Source organism: Janthinobacterium sp. EB271-G4-7A (genome assembly GCF_020858075.1).
GTDB classification, from domain to species: Bacteria; Pseudomonadota; Gammaproteobacteria; order Burkholderiales; family Burkholderiaceae_D; genus Janthinobacterium; species Janthinobacterium lividum.
In genome coordinates this window covers 3407619-3427475 of record NZ_JACYMI010000001.1, presented here as the reverse complement: position 1 = coordinate 3427475, position 19857 = coordinate 3407619, and the positions used below count along the sequence as shown (strand labels likewise).

21 protein-coding genes are annotated in these 19857 nt (G+C 60.1%); 18 read left to right on the top strand and 3 right to left on the bottom strand.

The features are described from left to right. Positions 1–8 precede the first annotated feature (8 nt). Positions 9–1211, top strand: a complete 1203-nt coding sequence (locus IGS58_RS15360; protein WP_230521952.1) for an aminotransferase class V-fold PLP-dependent enzyme — start codon at positions 9–11, stop codon at positions 1209–1211. Between the two features lie 54 nt (positions 1212–1265). Here IGS58_RS15360 and ppsR read toward each other — a convergent pair whose 3' ends face one another. Continuing rightward, positions 1266–2114 carry a posphoenolpyruvate synthetase regulatory kinase/phosphorylase PpsR gene (ppsR, locus tag IGS58_RS15355; protein WP_230521951.1) on the bottom strand — a complete coding sequence of 283 codons (849 nt, stop codon included), beginning with the start codon at positions 2112–2114 and terminating at the stop codon, positions 1266–1268. A 152-nt stretch (positions 2115–2266) separates the two neighbouring features. On the opposite strand from ppsR, the gene ppsA reads away from it, so the two are divergent. From ppsA to IGS58_RS15330, 5 genes are all read left to right on the top strand, one after another. Beyond that, the gene (ppsA, locus tag IGS58_RS15350; RefSeq protein WP_034752367.1) at positions 2267–4699 is read left to right on the top strand and encodes a phosphoenolpyruvate synthase; all 2433 of its coding nucleotides are present in this window, start codon (positions 2267–2269) and stop codon (positions 4697–4699) included. Positions 4700–4845: 146 nt separating this feature from the next. Continuing rightward, positions 4846–5343: a Dps family protein gene (locus IGS58_RS15345; protein WP_034752224.1), complete on the top strand. Its 498-nt coding sequence runs from the start codon at positions 4846–4848 to the stop codon at positions 5341–5343. A 177-nt stretch (positions 5344–5520) separates the two neighbouring features. Beyond that, entirely contained in the window at positions 5521–5937 is a 417-nt protein-coding gene (locus IGS58_RS15340) for an NfeD family protein (RefSeq protein WP_034784134.1), read from the top strand. A gap of 15 nt (positions 5938–5952) precedes the next feature. Continuing rightward, positions 5953–6897, top strand: coding sequence for an SPFH domain-containing protein (locus tag IGS58_RS15335; protein ID WP_070257384.1), 945 nt, complete (start codon positions 5953–5955; stop codon positions 6895–6897). A gap of 629 nt (positions 6898–7526) precedes the next feature. Next, positions 7527–7835, top strand: a complete 309-nt coding sequence (locus tag IGS58_RS15330; protein WP_010397665.1) for an H-NS histone family protein — start codon at positions 7527–7529, stop codon at positions 7833–7835. A gap of 312 nt (positions 7836–8147) precedes the next feature. Here IGS58_RS15330 and smpB read toward each other — a convergent pair whose 3' ends face one another. Further along, entirely contained in the window at positions 8148–8597 is a 450-nt protein-coding gene (smpB, locus tag IGS58_RS15325) for an SsrA-binding protein SmpB (protein ID WP_034784131.1), read from the bottom strand. A 93-nt stretch (positions 8598–8690) separates the two neighbouring features. Here smpB and IGS58_RS15320 point away from each other — a divergent pair, with 93 nt between their 5' ends. From IGS58_RS15320 to guaA, 4 genes are all read left to right on the top strand, one after another. Continuing rightward, the gene (locus tag IGS58_RS15320) at positions 8691–9122 is read left to right on the top strand and encodes a type II toxin-antitoxin system RatA family toxin (RefSeq protein WP_035818194.1); all 432 of its coding nucleotides are present in this window, start codon (positions 8691–8693) and stop codon (positions 9120–9122) included. Next, positions 9115–9411 (top strand): RnfH family protein, encoded by a 297-nt coding sequence (locus IGS58_RS15315; RefSeq protein ID WP_230521950.1) that lies wholly within the window; start codon positions 9115–9117, stop codon positions 9409–9411. The genes IGS58_RS15320 and IGS58_RS15315 overlap by 8 nt, the downstream gene beginning before the upstream one ends. Before the next feature lie 143 nt (positions 9412–9554). Further along, positions 9555–11015: an IMP dehydrogenase gene (gene guaB, locus IGS58_RS15310; protein WP_034777711.1), complete on the top strand. Its 1461-nt coding sequence runs from the start codon at positions 9555–9557 to the stop codon at positions 11013–11015. 70 nt (positions 11016–11085) lie between these two features. Then, positions 11086–12696 carry a glutamine-hydrolyzing GMP synthase gene (gene guaA, locus IGS58_RS15305; protein WP_034777714.1) on the top strand — a complete coding sequence of 537 codons (1611 nt, stop codon included), beginning with the start codon at positions 11086–11088 and terminating at the stop codon, positions 12694–12696. Between the two features lie 164 nt (positions 12697–12860). Here guaA and IGS58_RS15300 read toward each other — a convergent pair whose 3' ends face one another. Continuing rightward, entirely contained in the window at positions 12861–13601 is a 741-nt protein-coding gene (locus IGS58_RS15300) for a helix-turn-helix transcriptional regulator (protein ID WP_230521949.1), read from the bottom strand. A gap of 516 nt (positions 13602–14117) precedes the next feature. Between IGS58_RS15300 and IGS58_RS15295 the strand changes: the two genes are divergently transcribed. From IGS58_RS15295 to IGS58_RS15260, 8 genes are all read left to right on the top strand, one after another. Beyond that, positions 14118–14531: a hypothetical protein gene (locus IGS58_RS15295; RefSeq protein WP_034777728.1), complete on the top strand. Its 414-nt coding sequence runs from the start codon at positions 14118–14120 to the stop codon at positions 14529–14531. Positions 14532–14618: 87 nt separating this feature from the next. Next, complete coding sequence (locus tag IGS58_RS15290; RefSeq protein WP_070257381.1) at positions 14619–15005, top strand: hypothetical protein; 387 nt, start codon at positions 14619–14621, stop codon at positions 15003–15005. A 7-nt stretch (positions 15006–15012) separates the two neighbouring features. Beyond that, positions 15013–15642 carry a hypothetical protein gene (locus IGS58_RS15285; protein ID WP_230521948.1) on the top strand — a complete coding sequence of 210 codons (630 nt, stop codon included), beginning with the start codon at positions 15013–15015 and terminating at the stop codon, positions 15640–15642. Then, entirely contained in the window at positions 15642–16490 is an 849-nt protein-coding gene (locus IGS58_RS15280; protein WP_230521947.1) for a hypothetical protein, read from the top strand. Before IGS58_RS15285 ends, IGS58_RS15280 begins: the two co-directional genes overlap by 1 nt. Before the next feature lie 2 nt (positions 16491–16492). Beyond that, complete coding sequence (locus IGS58_RS15275) at positions 16493–17122, top strand: DUF4255 domain-containing protein (protein ID WP_230521946.1); 630 nt, start codon at positions 16493–16495, stop codon at positions 17120–17122. Continuing rightward, positions 17119–17697 carry a carboxypeptidase-like regulatory domain-containing protein gene (locus IGS58_RS15270; protein ID WP_070257378.1) on the top strand — a complete coding sequence of 193 codons (579 nt, stop codon included), beginning with the start codon at positions 17119–17121 and terminating at the stop codon, positions 17695–17697. The genes IGS58_RS15275 and IGS58_RS15270 overlap by 4 nt, the downstream gene beginning before the upstream one ends. 19 nt (positions 17698–17716) lie before the next feature. After that, positions 17717–19375: a phage tail sheath C-terminal domain-containing protein gene (locus IGS58_RS15265; RefSeq protein WP_230521945.1), complete on the top strand. Its 1659-nt coding sequence runs from the start codon at positions 17717–17719 to the stop codon at positions 19373–19375. A 34-nt stretch (positions 19376–19409) separates the two neighbouring features. Then, the gene (locus tag IGS58_RS15260; RefSeq protein ID WP_034777734.1) at positions 19410–19856 is read left to right on the top strand and encodes a phage tail protein; all 447 of its coding nucleotides are present in this window, start codon (positions 19410–19412) and stop codon (positions 19854–19856) included. Position 19857 lies beyond the last annotated feature (1 nt).

Here is a 19857-nt window from a genome sequence, read left to right as displayed (position 1 = left end):
GGGTAGCCATGTCTTTCGCCCTGCTCGCCGACGGTGCCGCACGTGACGAGGCCTGGTGGCGCCAGGTGGCCGCGTTGTATCCCGCGCCGCCGGACGCCATCGTCAATCTCGAGCATGGCTATTTCGGCGCCATGGCCGCGCCCGTGCAAGCCGCCTTCGAGCAGGCCGTGCGCTACACCAACGAGCAACTGAGTCCTTTCGTGCGCGGCGAGTTCACGCGCACGCATGTGGATATCCTGCGCCAGCGCGTCGCTGAACTGATCCACGCGGAGCCGCACGAAATCCTGCTGACCCGTAGCGGCACCGAGTCCATGCAGGTGCTGATCACGCAATACCACGGCCTGGCGCCCGGCGATACGGTGCTGTGGAGTAATCTCGACTATCCGGCCATGCGCACGGCCATGCGCTGGCTGGCGCAGCGCCGTGGCGTCACCAGCACGCAAGTCACATTGCGCTTGCCCATCAGCGATGACGAGATCGTCGCCAGTTACGCGCAAGCCATGCGCCAGGCCGTCAAGCCCAAGTTGCTGCTGCTGTCGCAGGTGGCGCCGGCCAACGGCCAGCAACTGCCAGTGCAAGCCATCATGGCGCTGGCGCGCGAGCACGGCATCGACGTGCTGCTCGATAGCGCCCATGCGCTGGGGCAGGTCGACGTGGACGTGCAAGCGATGGGCGTCGATTTCGCCGGTTTCAATCTGCACAAATGGCTGGGGGCGCCGGCGGGACTGGGTATCGTGTATATCCGCGCATCGCAGCTGCACAAGATCGAACCGCACTTTGGCGACGATGATTATCCGCCCGACGATATCCGCAGCCGCCTGCACATGGGCATGCCGCCGATCGGTGCCATCTTGGTCGCGCCTGCCGCATTGGACTTCCATGCGCGCCTGGGCGGCACGCCGGCCAAGACCGAACGCCTGGCCTGGCTGCGCAATTACTGGGTCAGCCGCGCCGCGCAACTGCCCGGCGTGCGCATGCTGTCTCCGCTCGATGCCAGGCGCGGCACGGCGCTGGTGGCGTTTGCCGTCGATGGCATGCGTGCGCGGGAGCTGCAGCAGGTTTTATTGCACCGCTTCGGCGTGTTTACCGTCGAACGCAATATCGGCGATACCGACATCGTGCGCGCCACGGTGGCCATCACGACGCAGACCAGCGAACTCGATCAACTGGTCGCCGCGCTGACGGTGCTGTCCGGCGAGGCGAACACCTGACAAAACCGTCGCAAGCCATCTATTACCGACGCGCAGCAGGTTTGGTCAAGCGTTCTAGTACTCGCGGCGGTTCGGCTTGATCTCTTGCAGGATCGTCGTGGAGATCTCTTCGATCGACTTGGTGGTCGACGACAGCCAGCGGATGCCTTCGCGTTTCATCATTTTTTCCGCCTCGTTGACCTCGTAACGGCAATTTTCGATGGCCGCATACTTGCTTCCAGCGCGTCTTTCGTTGCGTATTTCCGACAAACGTTCGGGCGTAATGCTCAATCCGAAAATTTTATTCTTAAATTCCAGCAGGGCCGATGGCAGCTTCTCACGCTCGAAATCGTCGGGAATCAGCGGATAATTGGCCGCCTTGATACCGTATTGCATGGCCAGATACAGGCTGGTCGGGGTCTTGCCAGAGCGTGACACACCCACCAGAATGACATCGGCCGAGGACAGGTTCTTGTGCGACTGGCCATCGTCGTGCGCCAGCGAATAGTTGATCGCCTCGATGCGGTTCTTGTATTCCTCGCTGTCGACGATATTGTGCGAGCGCCCGATGGTATGGGTCGACATGACGCCCAGTTCCTGCTCCAGTGGGGCGACAAAGGTCTGGATCAGGTCCATGTGCATGCCGCTGGACTTGCGGATCACGGCCGACAGGTCGTTCTTCACCAGGGTGGAGAAAATGATCGGGCGCTGGCCATCGGTGGCGAACGCTTCGTTGATCTTGCGCGCCGCCTCGTAGGCCTTGTCCATGGTATCGATGAAGGGCAGGCGGATCTGGCGGAAGCGCAGATCGAACTGCGTCAGCACCGAGTGGCCGAACGTCTCGGCGGTGATGCCGGTGCCGTCGGAAACGAAGAAGACGGTGCGGGCCGCGGAGGGCAGAGGGGGGCGTGGATCTTGTGTCATGGGTTTTCGGATCAAGATTGTGCGTCGTCAATTTGCGCCGCACAAGGTAAAATGGCTGCAACGGTATGATTGTGCTGCACGACGCCAAGAATAACAAGAAGACTGTCTGTGCGCCGCGCGTAAAGATTTCTATCATCAGTAAGGGTGTCATTATGACCAACGCAGTATCGCAACAGCAGGAAGACAAGGACGCGGTGTATGTTGCCTCGTTCGAGCATTTGCGCATGACGGATGTCGAATCCGTCGGCGGAAAGAACGCCTCCCTGGGCGAAATGATCAGCCAGCTGGCGGAAGCCGGCGTGCGCGTGCCCGGTGGCTTTGCCACCACGGCGCAGGCATTCCGCGATTTCCTGTCGTATAGCGCCAATGGCGGCTTGCCGCTGGCCGAACGCATCGCCCAGCGCCTCGAAGGGCTGAACATCGATGACGTGCGCTCGCTGGCGCAAGCCGGTGCCGAGATCCGTCAATGGATCGTGGAAACGCCATTCCAGCCACGCCTGGCCGCCGAAATCGACCAGTTCTACGCCAAGCTGGTGGCCGATTCCGATACCGAAATGTCGTTTGCCGTGCGTTCCTCGGCCACGGCGGAAGACTTGCCGGATGCTTCTTTTGCTGGTCAGCAAGAGACCTTCCTGAACGTGGTCGGCATCGACAACGTGCTCGAGGCCATGAAGCAGGTGTTCGCATCGCTGTACAACGACCGCGCCATCTCGTACCGCGTGCACAAGGGCTTTACGCACGCTGAAGTGGCCTTGTCGGCCGGCGTGCAGCGCATGGTGCGTTCCGACCTGGGCGCGGCTGGCGTGATGTTTACCATCGATACGGAATCGGGCTTCAAGGACGTGGTCTTCGTCACCTCCAGCTATGGCCTGGGCGAAACCGTGGTGCAGGGCGCAGTCAATCCGGACGAATTCTATGTGCACAAGCCGATGCTGGAAAAAGGCAAGTCGCCTGTGATCCGCCGCAATATCGGCTCGAAGCTGCTGAAAATGGAATTCACGAACGAAGCGAAAGCTGGCCGTTCCGTGAAAACCGTCGACGTGCCCGTCGAAATGCGCAACCGCTACTCGCTGAACGACAGCGAAGTGGTGGAACTGGCCAAATACGCCGTCATCATCGAAAACCACTACGGCCGTCCGATGGACATCGAGTGGGGCAAGGATGGCCGCGACGGCAAGCTGTACATCCTGCAAGCGCGTCCCGAGACCGTCAAGTCGCAGCAAAAGGCGACCGACGTGCAAGAACGCTTCAAGCTGAAAAGCACCGGCACCGTGCTGACCTCCGGCCGCGCCATCGGCCAGAAGATCGGCGCCGGCCCCGTGCGCGTGATTCACGACCCGGCCGACATGGAGCGCGTGCAGCCAGGCGACGTGCTTGTTGCCGACATGACAGACCCGAACTGGGAGCCGGTCATGAAGCGCGCTTCGGCCATCGTCACCAACCGCGGCGGTCGTACTTGCCACGCAGCAATTATTGCGCGTGAACTGGGCGTGCCTGCCGTCGTCGGCTGCGGCGACGCGACCGACGTGCTGAAAGACGGCACGTTTGTCACCGTCGTGTGCTCCGAAGGCGACGAAGGCAAGATCTACGATGGCTTGCTGGAAACAGAAGTGTCGGAAGTGTCGCGCGGCGAATTGCCGAAGCTCGACACCAAGATCATGCTCAACGTGGGCAATCCGCAGCTGGCGTTCGATTTCCAGTCCGTGCCGAATGCCGGCGTGGGCCTGGCGCGCCTGGAATTCATCATCAATAACAATATTGGTGTGCACCCGCGCGCGATCCTGGAATACCCGAACATCGATGCCGACCTGAAAAAGGCCGTGGAATCGGTGGCGCGTGGCCACGCTTCGCCAAAGGCGTTCTACATCGACAAGCTGGCAGAAGGCATCGCCACCATCGCCGCCGCGTTCTGGCCGAAAAAAGTCATCGTGCGCCTGTCCGACTTCAAGTCGAACGAGTACAAGAAGCTGATCGGCGGTTCGCGCTACGAGCCGGACGAAGAAAACCCGATGCTGGGTTTCCGCGGCGCGGCGCGCTACCTGTCGGCCGACTTCTCCGAAGCGTTCAACATGGAATGCGAAGCGATGAAGCGCGTGCGCAATGACATGGGCCTGACCAACGTGGAAATCATGGTGCCGTTCGTGCGCACCCTGGGCCAGGCCGAGAAAGTCATCGACCTGCTGGCGAAGAATGGCTTGAAGCGCGGCGAGAACGACCTGCGCGTCATCATGATGTGCGAAGTGCCGTCGAACGCCATCCTGGCCGACCAGTTCCTCGACCATTTCGATGGCTTCTCGATCGGTTCGAACGACCTGACCCAGCTGACCCTGGGCCTGGACCGCGATTCCGGCATGGAATTGCTGGCCGCCGACTTCGACGAGCGCGATCCTGCCGTGAAAGCCCTGCTGGCCCTGGCCATCAAGGCTTGCCTGGCACGCGGCAAGTACATCGGCATTTGCGGTCAGGGTCCTTCCGACCATCCGGACTTCGCCGTCTGGCTGATGGAGCAGGGCATCGAATCGATGTCGCTGAATCCGGATTCGGTGATCGACACCTGGCAGAAACTGGCTGCGCTGAAAGCGTAAGCATCTTTCCCGCCCTTTGAAAACCCGCTGCCGCTCACCCGGCAGCGGGTTTTTTTATGCCTGCCACGCGGCGCACGGCAGTATTCGATGGGCTTGCTCCAGATCAGCTAAAATGATTTCACCAATACATTGAAACAGGAGTTCACATGGCAAGCAAGAAACCGAGCAAAGTGGCAAAGATCGATATCGGCATTTCCGAAGCGGACCGCGCGAAGATTGCGGAAGGCCTGTCCGGCCTGCTGGCCGACAGCTACACCTTGTACCTGATGACCCATAATTTTCACTGGAACGTCAAGGGGCCGATGTTCAACACCCTGCACCTGATGTTCATGACGCAATACACGGAGCAGTGGGCCGCGCTGGACCTGATCGCCGAGCGCATCCGCGCCCTCGGCTATCCTGCGCCGGGTACCTACAAGGAATTCGTCAAGCTGGCCTCGATCAAGGAAATCGACGGCGTGCCGCCGGCGCTGGACATGGTCAGCCACCTGGTATCGGCACAGGAAGCAACCGCGCGCACGGCGCGCCGCCTGTTCCCGCTGCTGGAAAAAGCGAATGACCAGCCGACGGCCGACCTGATCACGCAGCGCCTGGATTTGCATGAAAAGACGGCGTGGATGTTGCGCAGCCTGCTCGAGGAATAAAGGCTGGGCCTGCGGCGCTAATTCGGCCCCGCCTATTGACGTCATCAGGAATTGCGTTAGACTGCTTGTATATAGGTGTTTGGCAAGAATAATATCAGGCAGTAATACGCATTAAACCCCGTCGCTTATATAGGCTACGGGGTTTTTTATTTTCGGATTCGCAAAGATGGAGGCATCATGGCTGAATGGGTAGGCTGGTTTGTGGCGGCTGGCGCGGTATTGATCCTGGAGCTGTTTACGGGCACGTTTTATTTGCTGATGATCGCCATCGGCATCAGTGCCGGAGGACTGGTGGCGCTGGCGGGCGGCAATGGCGGCTGGCAAGCCCTGACGGCCGCCATTGTCGGCGTGGCGGCCACCCTGTTATTGCGGCGCAGCCGTTTTGGCAAGGCGGCGCGGCGCGATGCGGCGCAGGACCCGAATGTGAATCTCGATATCGGCCAAAGCGTAGCGGTCGCGCATTGGGTCGATGGCGCGGCGCGCGTCATGTACCGCGGCGCCTTGTGGGATGTGGAGCTGATTCCCGGCGGCGATACGCAAGCCGGCCATTACACCATACATGCCGTGCGTGGCAGCCGTTTGATTGTTGGATAACCTGGAGAGTAGATTATGGAAGTAAGCACTGGTAGCGTGTCGCTGATCTTGTTATTGCTGGCATTGGTATTTGTCTTCAAGACGGTCAATGTGGTGCCGCAGCAGCATGCCTGGGTGGTGGAGCGTCTGGGCAAGTTTCACGCGGTATTGGGTCCTGGCCTGAATATTGTCGTGCCTTTTGTCGACCGTATCGCCTACAAGCACGTGCTCAAGGAAATTCCGCTCGACGTGCCGCCGCAGGTGTGCATCACGCGCGACAATACGCAATTGCAGGTCGATGGCATTCTGTATTTCCAGATTACCGATGCCATGCGTGCTTCATATGGCTCGTCGAATTATATTGCCGCCATTACGCAACTGGCGCAAACGACCTTGCGTTCGGTGATCGGTAAAATGGAACTCGACAAGACATTTGAAGAACGCGACCATATCAATACGGCCATCGTGAATGCCATCGATGAATCGGCGGCGAATTGGGGCGTCAAGGTATTGCGCTATGAAATCAAGGATTTGACGCCGCCCAAGGAAATCCTGCATGCGATGCAGGCACAGATTACGGCCGAACGCGAAAAGCGCGCCCTGATTGCCGCCTCGGAAGGGCGCAAGCAGGAACAGATCAATATCGCCAGCGGTGAGCGCGAAGCGGCCATTGCCCGCTCCGAAGGCGAGAAGCAGGCCTCGATCAACCGTGCCGAAGGCCAGGCCACGGCCATCGTCGCGCTGGCGCAGGCCAGTGCCGAGGCGCTGCGCCAGGTGGGTGCCGCCATTCGCGAACCGGGCGGGGAAGATGCCGTGAACCTGAAAGTAGCCGAGCAGTATGTGGGCGCGTTCGCGCAATTGGCGAAAACCAATAACTCGATTATCGTGCCGGCCAATCTGGGCGATATGAGCGGTTTGATCGCCACGGCGATGCAGGTGGTGAAAACGCAGAAGCCGAAAGGCAGCGTGGCGATTCCCTGATTGCCTGGTGAATAGCAAACTCGTAGCAGGTTTGTCTTTAATGCTGCCCGCCATATCGCGGGCAGTTTTCAATTGCGCCATTGGAATATATGCTGGAAGACGGGCTGGAGTATCTGCGCTTGAATCCATAACGTTGAAATATTTTCTTTATGCTATGCTGTGCGCACTTTCGGGCTTATATGCTGTCGTGCGACGCTTATCTTTTTGATTAAGTAGAATCTGCGGCTCATGCATGGCTATGATTGCGCCGATATCCGCGACGGATACTTGAGAGGAATTTTGGAGTTGATGTATAAGGGCGATAGTATTGCTCCCATGTATATTTTGAATTGCAATTTATAATTACTATAAATTGCAATGAAACAGAAAGTACTGCAAAATAAATACTGCCGATGGCGCTGTATTGAACCGCAACCGTACAAAGCGGAGACGCTTGTACAGGCAGTTCATGCGCGATGCCGGTTCCCCATGCTGGAACGATTACACTGTTTGAAAGCCAGGGAAGCAGGTTTTTTGGTAAAAGAATTGTAAAAAACAATCAAATCTGAAGAAAAATCACCTCAATCGCGTTACAATTGGATAGAATTTAACTGTTCAGTTATATTTTTCAACTCACACAAGGAAATATCATGGATCTGTCCAGCTTATCCCTGTCCGAACTGCGCACCTTGCAGGACGACATCAAGAAGCAAATGAAGAAACGCGAACAGGACGATCTGTCCAAGGCGCGCGAGCAAATCCTGGCAATCGCCCAGAGCGTTGGCGTTTCCGTAAAAGATCTGGTTGGTACGGGGATCCGCGCTAAAACCGGCACGGTCGCAGTACGCTATCGCAATCCGGATGACGCGACGCAGCAATGGACTGGCCGTGGCCGTCAGCCGAAATGGGTCAAAGAGTGGACCGATTCGGGCAAGTCGCGTGATCTGCTGAAGGTTTGATTCTGAAGGTTTAAAAACCGTTCATTCGGATGCTTGTCCTGTGCAGTGATACAGGTGTAGTACAAGGCAGCATGCAAGCATCCGGAACTTTCCTGATTTATCGTCTTTGGCCAGGCAGGCAAAGCTGATTCATTCGCTTATCTCCATGGTGTTTTCACCAATACCAGTTTTTTCCCGCCGTATCTCTTTCCATTCCCTGTTTTTATCCCATTGCGCTGTGCGTTTCCGCTTGCCGCAGGCACCGGCAAAATAAAACCCGGCATATAGCCGGGCTTGATGGTATCGGCGCAGCACGCTGCGCGTAGTGCCGGATCAGCGGCGGTGCGACTTCATTGCCGCCTGGACTTCGCGCGCGCCGTCGCGGTCGCGTTCCGCTGCCCGCTTGTCGTGCTGCTTCTTGCCCTTGGCCAGGCCGATTTCGCATTTCACGCGGCCGCCCTTGTAGTGCAGGTTGAGCGGCACCAGGGTATAGCCGGAGCGTTCCACCTTGCCGATCAGTTTATCCATTTCCGCACGGTGCAGCAGCAGCTTGCGCGTGCGCACGGCTTCCGGATGGATATGGGTGGAGGCGGTCGGCAGGGCGCTGATATGCGCACCGAACAGGAAGAGTTCATCGCCGCGGACGACGACGTAGGCTTCCTTGATTTGTACGCGGGCGTCGCGGATGGCTTTGACTTCCCAGCCTTCCAGCACGATGCCGGCTTCGTAGCGATCCTCGATAAAGTAGTCGTGGAAGGCTTTTCTGTTGTCTGCTATGGTCATGAGATGGTAAATGTGCGCGGGTCGGTTAAACTACTGTCTCGCGCAAGCGCGATAAAATCAAATGTATCCAACATCATAGCAAATGGTTCTTCAATGGCAGTAGTACATAAATCAGTTTTTCTCGGCTATAGCGCCGAACAAATGTTCGCGCTGGTGGCGGCGGTGGAGGATTATCCCAAATTCCTGCCCTGGTGCGGTGCGGTCGAGATTCGCGAGCGGGGCGAGAACACGGTTGTCGCAAGCGTGGGCATACATTACCACGGCGTGCGCCAAAGCTTCACCACGTCCAACGAGAACGTGCCGCCGACTTCCATCAAGATGAAGCTGGTGGACGGTCCTTTCAAGACCCTCGACGGCGTGTGGACCTTCAAGGCCCTGCGCGAAGATGCGTGCAAGATCGAACTGGACCTGCACTACGAGTTTTCCAGCCGCGTACTGGAACAGATCATCGGCCCCGTCTTCGGCATGATCGCCAACAGCATGGTCGATTCCTTCTGCAAGCGCGCGGAGACGGTGTATGGCTGAAGCAGGCATCACGGTGCAAGTATGCCACGCGCTGCCCGACAGCACGTTCCTGCGCTCCTTGAACGTGCCTGCCGGCACCACCATCGAGCAGGCGGTGGCGCTGAGCGGACTGCTGCGGGAAATCCCCGCCATCGACCTGGCCGTGACCATGGTCGGTATCTACGGCAAGAAGAAGCCGTTGGATACCGTCCTGCGCGAGCATGATCGTATCGAGGTGTACCGTCCGCTGCAGGCGGACCCGAAAGAAGCGCGCCGCCGGCGTGCCAGCGGCAAGCCCGCCAAGACCTGACGGGTCTGGAAGAGGGCAGGGCTGCGGCTTGCGGCTGGCCTTGGCGGGCCATTTTTTTGCTATTTCCAAATATCTTTTTTATGCTGCAAGGACGAAGGGCGCTTTTTTCTGTATAATCTGCTTTTGCGCCAATAGGAAATGCTATGCGTCTACTTCAAAAAGCACTCACATTCGATGACGTGCTGCTCGTCCCAGCCTACTCCAACGTTCTGCCCGCCGATACGTCCCTCAAAACTCGCCTGACCCGCAATATCACCCTGAATATTCCCTTGCTGTCCGCAGCCATGGATACGGTGACGGAAGCCCGTCTGGCGATCGCGATGGCCCAGGAAGGCGGCATCGGCATCATCCACAAGAATTTGAATCCGAAGGACCAGGCACGTGAAGTGGCCCGCGTAAAGCGTTTCGAAGCAGGTGTGTTGCGTGATCCGATCACGATTCCGCCGGAAATGAAAATCCGCGACGTGATCGCTCTGACGGAACAGTACGGCATCAGCGGTTTCCCTGTTGTCAAGGGCAAGGAAGTCGTCGGCATCATCACCAACCGCGATTTGCGCTTTGAAAAGGAACTCGACGCGGAAGCTTCCGCCAAGATGACCCCGCGCGAAAAGCTCGTGGTCGTCAACGAAGATGCCGATACGGCCGAAGCCAAGCGCCTGATGAACAAGCACCGCCTCGAGCGCGTGCTGGTCGTCAACGACGCGTTTGAGCTGCGCGGCCTGATCACCGTCAAGGATATCCAGAAATCGACCTCCCACCCGTTCGCGTCGAAAGACAGCCAGGGCAAACTGCTGGTCGGCGCCGCTGTCGGCGTAGGCGCCAAGGATGAAGAACGCATCGACCTGCTGGTCGCTGCCGGTGTCGACGTGCTGGTGGTCGACACGGCCCACGGTCACTCGCAAGGCATCCTCGACCGCGTACGCTGGATCAAGACCAAGTACCCGCAAGTGGAAGTGATTGGCGGCAATATCGCTACCGCCGCTGCCGCCAAGGCGCTGGTGGAATACGGCGCCGATGCGGTCAAGGTCGGCATCGGTCCTGGCTCGATCTGCACCACGCGTATCGTTGCCGGCGTAGGCGTGCCGCAAATCACGGCCATTTCGAATGTTGCCGAAGCTTTGGCCGGTACGGGCGTGCCATGTATCGCCGACGGCGGTATCCGCTTCTCGGGCGATATCTCGAAAGCGCTGGCCGCTGGCGCCTCGACCGTCATGATGGGTTCCATGTTTGCCGGTACGGAAGAAGCACCGGGCGAAGTGATCCTGTATCAGGGCCGCAGCTACAAATCGTACCGCGGCATGGGTTCGCTGGGCGCGATGTCCGATGGTTCGGCTGACCGTTATTTCCAGGACGCCACCATGAAGGCAGACAAGTTCGTGCCTGAAGGTATCGAAGGCCGCGTCGCCTACAAGGGCAGCGTGCTGGCGATCATCTTCCAGCTGGTGGGCGGCGTGCGTCAATCGATGGGTTACTGCGGTTGCGCCACCATCGACGAACTGCGCGAAAAAGCGGAATTCGTGGAAATCACCTCAGCCGGCATGCGCGAGTCGCATGTCCATGATGTGCAGATCACGAAAGAAGCGCCAAATTATCGCTCCGAGTAAGCGGTAACGAAAGTCCAGACCGGCGCCCAGTGCGCCGGTTTTGCAATTGACCCTGAATAAAGCTCCGACCATGCACTCTAAAATCCTCATTCTCGATTTCGGTTCCCAAGTCACCCAGTTGATCGCCCGCCGCGTGCGCGATTCCGGCGTGTTTTCCGAAGTCTTCCCGTATGACGTCAGCGATGAATTCGTGCGCAACTATGGCGCCGCCGGCGTGATCCTGTCGGGCAGCCACAATTCCACGCTGGATGGCGACTCGCCGCGCGCGCCGCAAGCCGTGTTCGAGCTGGGCGTGCCCGTGCTGGGCATTTGCTACGGCATGCAAACCATGGCGGCCCAGCTGGGCGGCAAGGTGGAAAACGGCCTGGTGCGCGAATTCGGCTACGCCGAAGTGCGCGCCCGCAGCCACACCAAGTTGCTCAACGGTATTGCCGACTTCGTCACCGACGAAGGCCACGGCATGCTGAAAGTGTGGATGAGCCATGGCGACAAGGTGCTGGAAATGCCGCCAGGCTTCAAGTTGATGGGCAACACCCCGAGCTGCCCGATCGCGGCCATGGCCGACGAAGAGCGCCAGTTCTACGGCGTGCAATTCCACCCGGAAGTGACGCACACGGTGCAGGGCAAGGCCATGATTGGCCGTTTCGTACATGAAATCTGCGGCTGCAAGTCGGACTGGAACATGCCCGACTACATCAGCGAAGCGGTGGAAAAAATCCGCGCGCAAGTCGGTAGCGATGACGTCATCCTGGGCCTGTCCGGCGGCGTCGATTCGTCCGTGGCTGCTGCCCTGATCCACCGCGCTATCGGCGACCAGCTGACCTGCGTCTTTGTCGACCACGGCCTGCTGCGCCTGGACGAAGGCAAGATGGTGATGGACATGTTCGCCAAGAACCTGGGCGTGAAAGTCATCCGCGTCGATGCGGAAGACCAGTTCATGGGCCACTTGGCCGGCGTTACCGATCCCGAGCAAAAGCGCAAGATCATCGGCCGCGAATTCGTCGAAGTCTTCCAGGTCGAGTCGGGCAAGCTGGTCAACGCCAAATGGCTGGCGCAAGGCACGATCTACCCGGACGTCATCGAATCGGCCGGTAAAGGTAAAAAAGGCCAGACCATCAAGAGCCACCACAACGTGGGCGGCTTGCCGGACACCATGAAGCTCAAGTTGCTTGAGCCTTTGCGCGAACTGTTCAAGGACGAAGTGCGCAAACTGGGCGTCGCCCTGGGCTTGCCGCATGACATGGTCTACCGCCACCCGTTCCCGGGCCCGGGCCTGGGCGTGCGCATCCTCGGCGAAGTCAAGAAAGACTACGCCGACCTGCTGCGCCGCGCCGACGCCATCTTCATCGAAGAACTGCGCAACACGCCGTACGAATTCGTCGCCGGCCAGGCCGTCGACCCGGACGCGCTGCCAGCGAACTGGTATGAAGCGACGAGCCAGGCTTTCGCCGTCTTCCTGCCCGTCAAATCGGTGGGCGTGATGGGCGATGGCCGTACCTACGAATACGTGGTGGCCTTGCGCGCCGTGCAAACGCAGGACTTCATGACGGCCCACTGGGCGCACCTGCCGCACAGCTTGCTGGGCAAGGTCTCCAACCGCATCATCAATGAAGTGCGCGGCATCAACCGCGTCGTCTACGATATCTCGGGCAAGCCGCCGGCGACCATCGAGTGGGAGTGAGTTTCCCTAGGGGAGCATTTTCATCGTCATGCTCATCATGGTGATTCAGTAAGCAGGGCCCTGTTTTTACAGGGCCTTTTTTTATGGCGCTGGACTGTTATACCCGGACAGCCGGTAGCCCATGCCGCCAGGCGGCTCGGATTGCATGGCAAATCTGGCCCGGCTCAGGAGGGGATCAGGAAGCCGGCCTTGATGGCCTTGAGGACGGCTTGCTGGCGCGTCTGTACATTGAATTTCTTCTTCGCATTGGAGACATGAAAATTGATGGTGCCTTCGGAACGCAGCAGGATGCGCGAAATTTCCCACGAGGACTTGCCCGCCATGATCCACTGCAGGCATTCCATTTCGCGCGTGGTCAGCGGATTGGCGCCAGGCACGGGTGGCGCGTCGTGCTTGATGAAGCGGGCGGACGATTCGATCACGTAGTCGCGGATCAGGGCCAGCTGCGCAATCGTGGCGAAGCTGTCGCGTTCCGCATCCATCGGCGGCGCGTTGCGGATAAAACTCAACATGCCCGTTTCACCGCTTGCGCCGTGCACCGGGAAGCAAAAACCGGAGCGCATGCCGTGCTGGCACGCCTGTTCATAGAAGGCGCGCTGTGCGGGACTGGTGAAACTTTCCGGCCGCCATAGCAGCGGCATGGTATTGGCCAGGCAGTGGGAGATGCTGGGATCGCTTTCATGCAGGCGTTCCGAGACATACAGCGCGCGCCAGGACGGCGGATAGTTGCTCACGACAAAGGACGTCTCCGGTGCCGGCCAGTGAAAAGCCACCGTCTTTTCCGGCGCGACGCCGTAATACACATGCTCGTAGCCGCATTGTGCGCCGATGCTGAACAGGAGACGGGTCCAGTCCGCTTCGGTTTGGCATCGCACCAGGCTAAACAGGTCATCCAGCAGCAGCATGGAATACTCCTCGGGTTGATGATGGTGGTTCGTAACGCCAACATGCAAGACGCGTCCCGGCGATCACGGTGTCGTCGCAATCGCTGCCTGTCATCAGGCGCGGTGGCAGGGGCGGGCGCAGCATCACAATACGAAGGTTAAACGAAGGGCAGATTTGTATGTTGCAGGATTTGAGCATTAGCAACACCTAGTAAAAATAATAGTTTTCTAGCAATCGTTACATTGTCACAAGCAGAGGCCGTATAAGGTTTCTGATGATGCAAGTAATGCGGAGAAACCCCTCTTTTTGTCCCGCTCGCCGGTGAGAATGCGTGATTATCTGGCCCATCGCCGGCCCGGCTCGCGCGGCGTGTCGCGGATACACCAAAGCCATGCCAGCGCAAACTGGCACATTTGTCAGGTGACTCACGCCGGGCCAGCGTGGCTTAATGTCGTTGCTGACCAATGCATTGTCAGTCGACTTGAAAAAACGGACGCGTGCAGTTCAACGAATTTTCACTCTTAGAGGAATGCATCATGACATCTGAGTACAAGTACGCCACGGCGGAAATCAGTGTGCAAAACGCCCAGCCTGGCCAGCGCATCTCGGTCACACTGGACATCGAAACGAAATCGGACACCCTGTGCTGGAGCACCGGCGATCCATCGGAAGACAGCAATTCGGGTATCACCATTAACGCCTCGGGCGGCGTGGCCCTGCCGTTGAGCAGCCTGAGCGTCAATGGCGTCCTGATTGACCTGCAGATCAGCGCCGGCGGTTCGGATTCGGTAACCTTCAACATTTCGCCTTGCCTGACGGCCAATGGCAGCCTGTCGCTGCTGAAGATCAAGTCGACCAGCGATAGCGGTCCCGTGCTGACCTTCAATTTCGATGGCAAGAAGCCGATCACGCTGAGCCAGAACTTTGTCATCCTGGAGTGGCCGAATTAAGCCTTGCTGAAGCTGGCGCATCGGCACCCGTGTGAATGCCCGCCCGCGGCAGGGCATTCATCTTTTTTGGCTCTTCGAGGAATTACCGTGCAAGAATATTCGATCGCATTCATCTTTGAAGTCAGGTCCGACAATACGGTCCCGCTGAACGCCGTCCTGTCGATCACCGATGCCAACAGGATTTCGCTAACCGGAACACCGGTGCAGATCCAGCCCTGGGGCGGCGCGCCTGCCACGCCTCCGCTGGTCTACCTGAACGTGAAGGAAAATGGCATCAACCTGCAGGCAGGCGCCAATCCATCGGGCGACCAGCAAGCGCTGGAAGTGGTGGTCGGCGTGGTCCCGGCCGGCGCCAGCATGACCGTCAACTTCACCTATGTCGATGTGAGCGTGCTGGGCTATTACAAATTTCTCGGCGGCAGTAGCCAGGTGCCCTTGAAAGTGGGCAAGAACACCATCACCTTCCCGGAATAAACGCGCGATGAGCAAGCGGACTACGGGCGGTACCGACCTGGCGGCGGCGACGCTTGCGGAGCATACGCCGGCCGCCGCGCCGCGCAAGCGCTCCGCGTCCGTCAGCAAGCCGGCCGGCCAGGCGCTGGCGCAGGCCGAGGCAAAGCTGGTCATGGCGCGCATCCAGATCGATGCCCTGGCCTTGAATCCGCATGAATTGCAGCACCTGCAATCGCATCTGCTGAGCAACCCGCTGCACGCGCTCAACGAGCAGTGCTACCACGAGGTGACGACGTTTCGCCAGCTGAGCATCCGTTTTTTCCAGTTGCGTGCCAACAGCAAGGCCTTCCTGACCATCCGCCCCGATCAGAAGGCGATCTGGAGCGAAGGCGGCGAGGACAGCCGCATGGTGGGACTGTGCATGTCCAGCAACGCGCCCGCCATGTATCTGAGCAGCTTGCTCATCAATGCGCGCGAAATCATCCTCGAAACCTACCAGGACTGCGACGAGGTCAGCATCGAACTATACGTGCAGACCAGCCAGCCGCAGCTGCAGGGCCGGGTCGACCTGCCGCCCGGTGCCAGCGTCTGCCTGCAATCGCGCGGCGACCGCAGCACGGTCATCGGCCTGAGTTCATTTGCGATCGATCTTGCCTGATGAATACTCCAACGCTCCAGCTTGACACCGCACACGGCCAGCGCATGCAAGGCGATCCCTTGCCGGTCGTGCTGATATTCAAGAATATCGCGGCCGACTCGAACATCAATTTCACGTTCACCACGGCCGGCACCGAATGGTCGCTGGGCGCGCGCTCGGGCGACAGCATGGGTTTCACGGTGGTGGCCGATCAGAACGGCGGCCAGCGCCAGTCATGCATCCGCTCGGTTGAATTTTCCGGCGGCTTGCTGGCCATCCGCACCGCCAGCGGCGGCGCCGCGCTCAATGCCTTCACCATGACCCTGTTCCTGCGCGTGGCCCCCGGCGTCGATTATCTGCAGGGCTATTGCACGCTCAACAACGAAGCGAGCGTGATGGCGTTTTTCGGTTCGCAGCGCGCGATGGAGTGGCGCAACGGGCGCATCAGCGCAGTCCTGCGCGATCCCGACGCCAATTCGCGCAGCGTGATCCTGTCGGTGCAGAATGCTTATCCGGGCGACCGCATCGCCCTCGAACTGTCGACCAAGAAAGGTCTGGGACTGGCCACCTGGTGTCTGGGACCGGGAGGAGAAGAGTCGGGCGGCATCCGCCTGGCCGGCGCCCAGCCCAGCGTGCCGCTCAAGTTCTTTGCGTACGGCACCCGCGTGCTGGAATTCGAGACGAGCCAGAGCGCCGACGCCGGCGCTACGCTGGACTTCTTCATGCAGGCTTACCTGAGCTGGCAGCCGCACGATCTGCCGTACATCTACCTCAAGGCCACCTGCGACCCCAACGTGAGCCTGTTTGCCCACATCGGCAACCGCCAGCCGCAACTGGTCAGCCAGACCTTCACCGTGTTTACGCTCTAGCCATGGGACCGGCGACCATCGATTCCGGACAGGTGCTGCGCTGCGTGAGCGAGTCGCTGCGCTCGCTGATCCGCGCGCACATCCCGGAATTCGCAAACGAATCGGCGGTCGTGTTCGACTCGCCCGCCGAGATCGACAGCCAGGGCGCGACCATGCTCTCGCTCTACCTCTACAACATCGAGATCAATCCCTACCTGCGCAACCTGCCGCCCACACTCACCCGCGGCCAGGGCAAGGGCGGGCCGAACTCGCTGGCCGTGACGCCGCCGCCGCTGGTGTCGGACCTGCTCTACATGATGGTGCCGTATGCGCGCTCGGCCGAACTCGAACTGGTGCTGGTGGACAAGCTGGTGCGCCTATTCCACGACGTGCCGGCGCTCGCGGGCGCCTGGCTGCACCCCCAGCTCAAGGCCAGCGGCAACGATTCGATCTCCATCGTGCCCGACGCCAGCCCGATCCTGACCTTGCACAATATCTGGAGCGGCTTTCCGAACAAGCCCTACAAGCTTACCAAGCTGTACACGCTGTCGCCGGTGCGCATCGCCTCGGCCCTGCAGCCGAGCGCCGAAATGGTTGCCGACAGCACATTGGAAACGACGCGGCGCGCCATCGCCGGGGCGGGAGCGGCATGAAGCTGAGCGCCGTGATCCAGCTGATCGACGGTTTCAGCATGGCGCCGGCAGTGGGCGCGCGCGCGCATTTCCTGCTGAACGACAAACCGATTGTGCCGCAGGACAAGGCGCAGGCCTTTTACGCCTTTGCCGGCCTCGACGACGGCAGCTACCGGCTCGACGTACTCAGTGCCGACCACCGCTACTTTGACCAGCAGCTGACGTTCGAGGTGCCGCTCAAGGAGCCGCTGGCGGACGCCATCGTCGCCTGCGTGCTGGCGCCCAGTCCCCTCTATCCGTATCCCGAGGGGACCACGCTGATCCGCGGCAAGATCGTCGACGCCGCCGCGCAACCGCTGGCCCAGGTCGCCATCAGTGCCGGCTACCAGGGCGCGCGCGCCAGGGCGCAGGCAGTGGCGGGCGCCTCGTCCGGCTACGGCCGCTATGCGGGCCGATACGCGCTGGCGCTGCGCGGCAAGCTGGACGCTCCAACCACGGTCGCGCTCGGCTTTAGCAAGGCCGGCCACGCCAAGGTCAGCAGGCAGGTCAGCGTGCAACCAGGTTCCATGCTGTTCCTTGACATCGAGATGCCGTAATCCACACGAGAGACTTATTTTGGCCACTTATAACCATCCCGGTATTTATATTCAGGAAGTGCCAGGCACCCGCAGCATCCAGGGCGCTTCCACATCGACCCCGGCTTTCGTCGGCGTGACGGAAACGGGGCCGTACATGCAGCCCATCCTGCTCACCAGCTGGGCCGCCTACCAGCGCACGTTCGGCCAGCTGGCCTGGTATGCGATGGTGTCGTGGTCGGTCTACGAATTCTTCAACGAAGGGGGCGCCGCCTGCTATGTGGTGCGCGCCAGCGACAAGGCAAGCGCCAAGTGTGCCAGCGCCAAACAGCCGCTGGCCGTCACGGCCGTCACACCGGGACCCTGGGGCAACGCCATCAGCATCATGATCAGCAACGCCAGCGCGACCGACCCGAGCATCACGCCGGCGCCCACCACGCCCGTCTTCAATGTCACCGTGATGGTGGCGGCGGCGCTGATGGGCACGCCCGCCGCGCCCGTGGTGGCGACCATGCCGAACTTGCTGCTGCAGCAATACATCGTGCAAAACAGCCTCAGCCCGCAAACCTTCGGCACGGCCTCCTATTACGTACTGGAGCAGTTCAACGGCTTCACGGCCAACAGCATGATCAACGAGGCCAACAAGCCCAGCGCGCTGGCGACGCAGATCAACGCCAATTCCATGTTCATTCGCGTGGCGGTCAACAGCACCGCTTCGCCCACGCCGCCAGTGCGGCCACCGAATGGCGGGCCGACGGCGCTGAGCAACGGCGGGAATCCGAATTACGACCTGACCGATGCCACCAAGCTGCTCGACAAGGTGCAGGGTCTGAGCCTGCTGTCCGTGCCCGACACCGTCACGGCCACCGACAACAGCGGCAAGCAGTCGCTGGCGCTGCAGGGCACCCTGATCAATGCCGGCCTGATGTTCTGCATCGACAAACGCAACCTGTTCTATGTGATCGATCCGCCGTTCGGCCAGAGCGTGCAGGACATCCTGTCATTCAAGTCCGGCCAGGGCCAGGCGCCGAAAGGCAATCCGAACGCGCTCAACTCCGACTTCGGCGCACTGTATTACCCATGGGTCTACATCTACAATCCGATCGCCGGGGCCAACGTGCCGATCCCGCCGTCCGGTCCGGTGCTCGGCCGCTACGCGTATACCGATATCAATGTGGGGGTGTTCAAGTCTCCTGCCGGGGTCAATGACGGCGCCTTGATGAGCGCGGTGCTGCTCGACCAGTCCCTGACCGATGCCGACCAGGACTTGCTGAACCCCGAAGGCATCAACGCGGTGCGCAATTTCATCAACTACGGCAACGTGATCTGGGGCGCGCGCACGCTGGCGCTCAACACGGAATGGACCTATGTGAGCGTGCGGCGCCTGTTCATCTATGTCGAGCAAAGCCTGCGCCAAAGCCTGATGTGGGTGGTGTTCGAACCCAACGACCAGCAGCTTTGGTCATCCATCTCGCGCGACGTCAGCGCTTTCCTGACCACCCTGTGGCTGCAGGGCGGCCTGTTCGGCGCGACGGCCGCCGAAGCGTTTTTCGTCACCTGCGACGAATCGAACAATCCGCTCGAGACGCGCATGCTGGGGCAGCTGTACATCGACATCGGCCTGGCGGCAGTGTATCCGGCCGAGTTCGTCATCCTGCGCCTGACCCAAAAAACCAGCGCGCCCGATTCCGGCAGCTGACCCCATCCACACCGATTGATTGCGGAGAACGCGCATGGCCACACAATTAACCGATCCCTACCGGGGATTCCGCTTCCGGGTCGAGATTGCCGGCATCCAGATCGCCGCGTTTTCCGAGGCGAGCGTACCCGACAGCACGATCGAGGCGGTCGAGTACCGCGAAGGCACCGACCCGGTCTACAAGCGTTCGCTGTCGGGGCTCACCAGCTACGGCAAGCTGAGCCTGAAGAAGGGCCTGACCGACTCGATGGACCTGTACAACTGGTACCAGCTGGTGTCGACCCAGGGTTCGGGCGCGAAGGGGGCGCAAAAGAACGTTTCGCTGATACTCATGGATGCAGGCGGCGCCGACAAGGCGCGCTGGAACGTGATCAGCGCCTGGGCCAGCAAGTACGAAAGCTCGGGCCTCAACGCGGCCAGCAGCGACGTGATGATCGAGACGTTCGAACTGACGATGCAATACATGACGCGCGTGTCGTAAC

Coding starts and splice junctions, on each gene's coding strand:
- IGS58_RS15360 (WP_230521952.1), top strand. CDS start 9: ATGTCTTTCGCCCTGCTCGCCGACGGTGCCGCACGTGACGAGGCCTGG.
- ppsR (WP_230521951.1), bottom strand. CDS start 2,114: ATGACACAAGATCCACGCCCCCCTCTGCCCTCCGCGGCCCGCACCGTC.
- ppsA (WP_034752367.1), top strand. CDS start 2,267: ATGACCAACGCAGTATCGCAACAGCAGGAAGACAAGGACGCGGTGTAT.
- IGS58_RS15345 (WP_034752224.1), top strand. CDS start 4,846: ATGGCAAGCAAGAAACCGAGCAAAGTGGCAAAGATCGATATCGGCATT.
- IGS58_RS15340 (WP_034784134.1), top strand. CDS start 5,521: ATGGCTGAATGGGTAGGCTGGTTTGTGGCGGCTGGCGCGGTATTGATC.
- IGS58_RS15335 (WP_070257384.1), top strand. CDS start 5,953: ATGGAAGTAAGCACTGGTAGCGTGTCGCTGATCTTGTTATTGCTGGCA.
- IGS58_RS15330 (WP_010397665.1), top strand. CDS start 7,527: ATGGATCTGTCCAGCTTATCCCTGTCCGAACTGCGCACCTTGCAGGAC.
- smpB (WP_034784131.1), bottom strand. CDS start 8,597: ATGACCATAGCAGACAACAGAAAAGCCTTCCACGACTACTTTATCGAG.
- IGS58_RS15320 (WP_035818194.1), top strand. CDS start 8,691: ATGGCAGTAGTACATAAATCAGTTTTTCTCGGCTATAGCGCCGAACAA.
- IGS58_RS15315 (WP_230521950.1), top strand. CDS start 9,115: ATGGCTGAAGCAGGCATCACGGTGCAAGTATGCCACGCGCTGCCCGAC.
- guaB (WP_034777711.1), top strand. CDS start 9,555: ATGCGTCTACTTCAAAAAGCACTCACATTCGATGACGTGCTGCTCGTC.
- guaA (WP_034777714.1), top strand. CDS start 11,086: ATGCACTCTAAAATCCTCATTCTCGATTTCGGTTCCCAAGTCACCCAG.
- IGS58_RS15300 (WP_230521949.1), bottom strand. CDS start 13,601: ATGCTGCTGCTGGATGACCTGTTTAGCCTGGTGCGATGCCAAACCGAA.
- IGS58_RS15295 (WP_034777728.1), top strand. CDS start 14,118: ATGACATCTGAGTACAAGTACGCCACGGCGGAAATCAGTGTGCAAAAC.
- IGS58_RS15285 (WP_230521948.1), top strand. CDS start 15,013: ATGAGCAAGCGGACTACGGGCGGTACCGACCTGGCGGCGGCGACGCTT.
- IGS58_RS15280 (WP_230521947.1), top strand. CDS start 15,642: ATGAATACTCCAACGCTCCAGCTTGACACCGCACACGGCCAGCGCATG.
- IGS58_RS15275 (WP_230521946.1), top strand. CDS start 16,493: ATGGGACCGGCGACCATCGATTCCGGACAGGTGCTGCGCTGCGTGAGC.
- IGS58_RS15270 (WP_070257378.1), top strand. CDS start 17,119: ATGAAGCTGAGCGCCGTGATCCAGCTGATCGACGGTTTCAGCATGGCG.
- IGS58_RS15260 (WP_034777734.1), top strand. CDS start 19,410: ATGGCCACACAATTAACCGATCCCTACCGGGGATTCCGCTTCCGGGTC.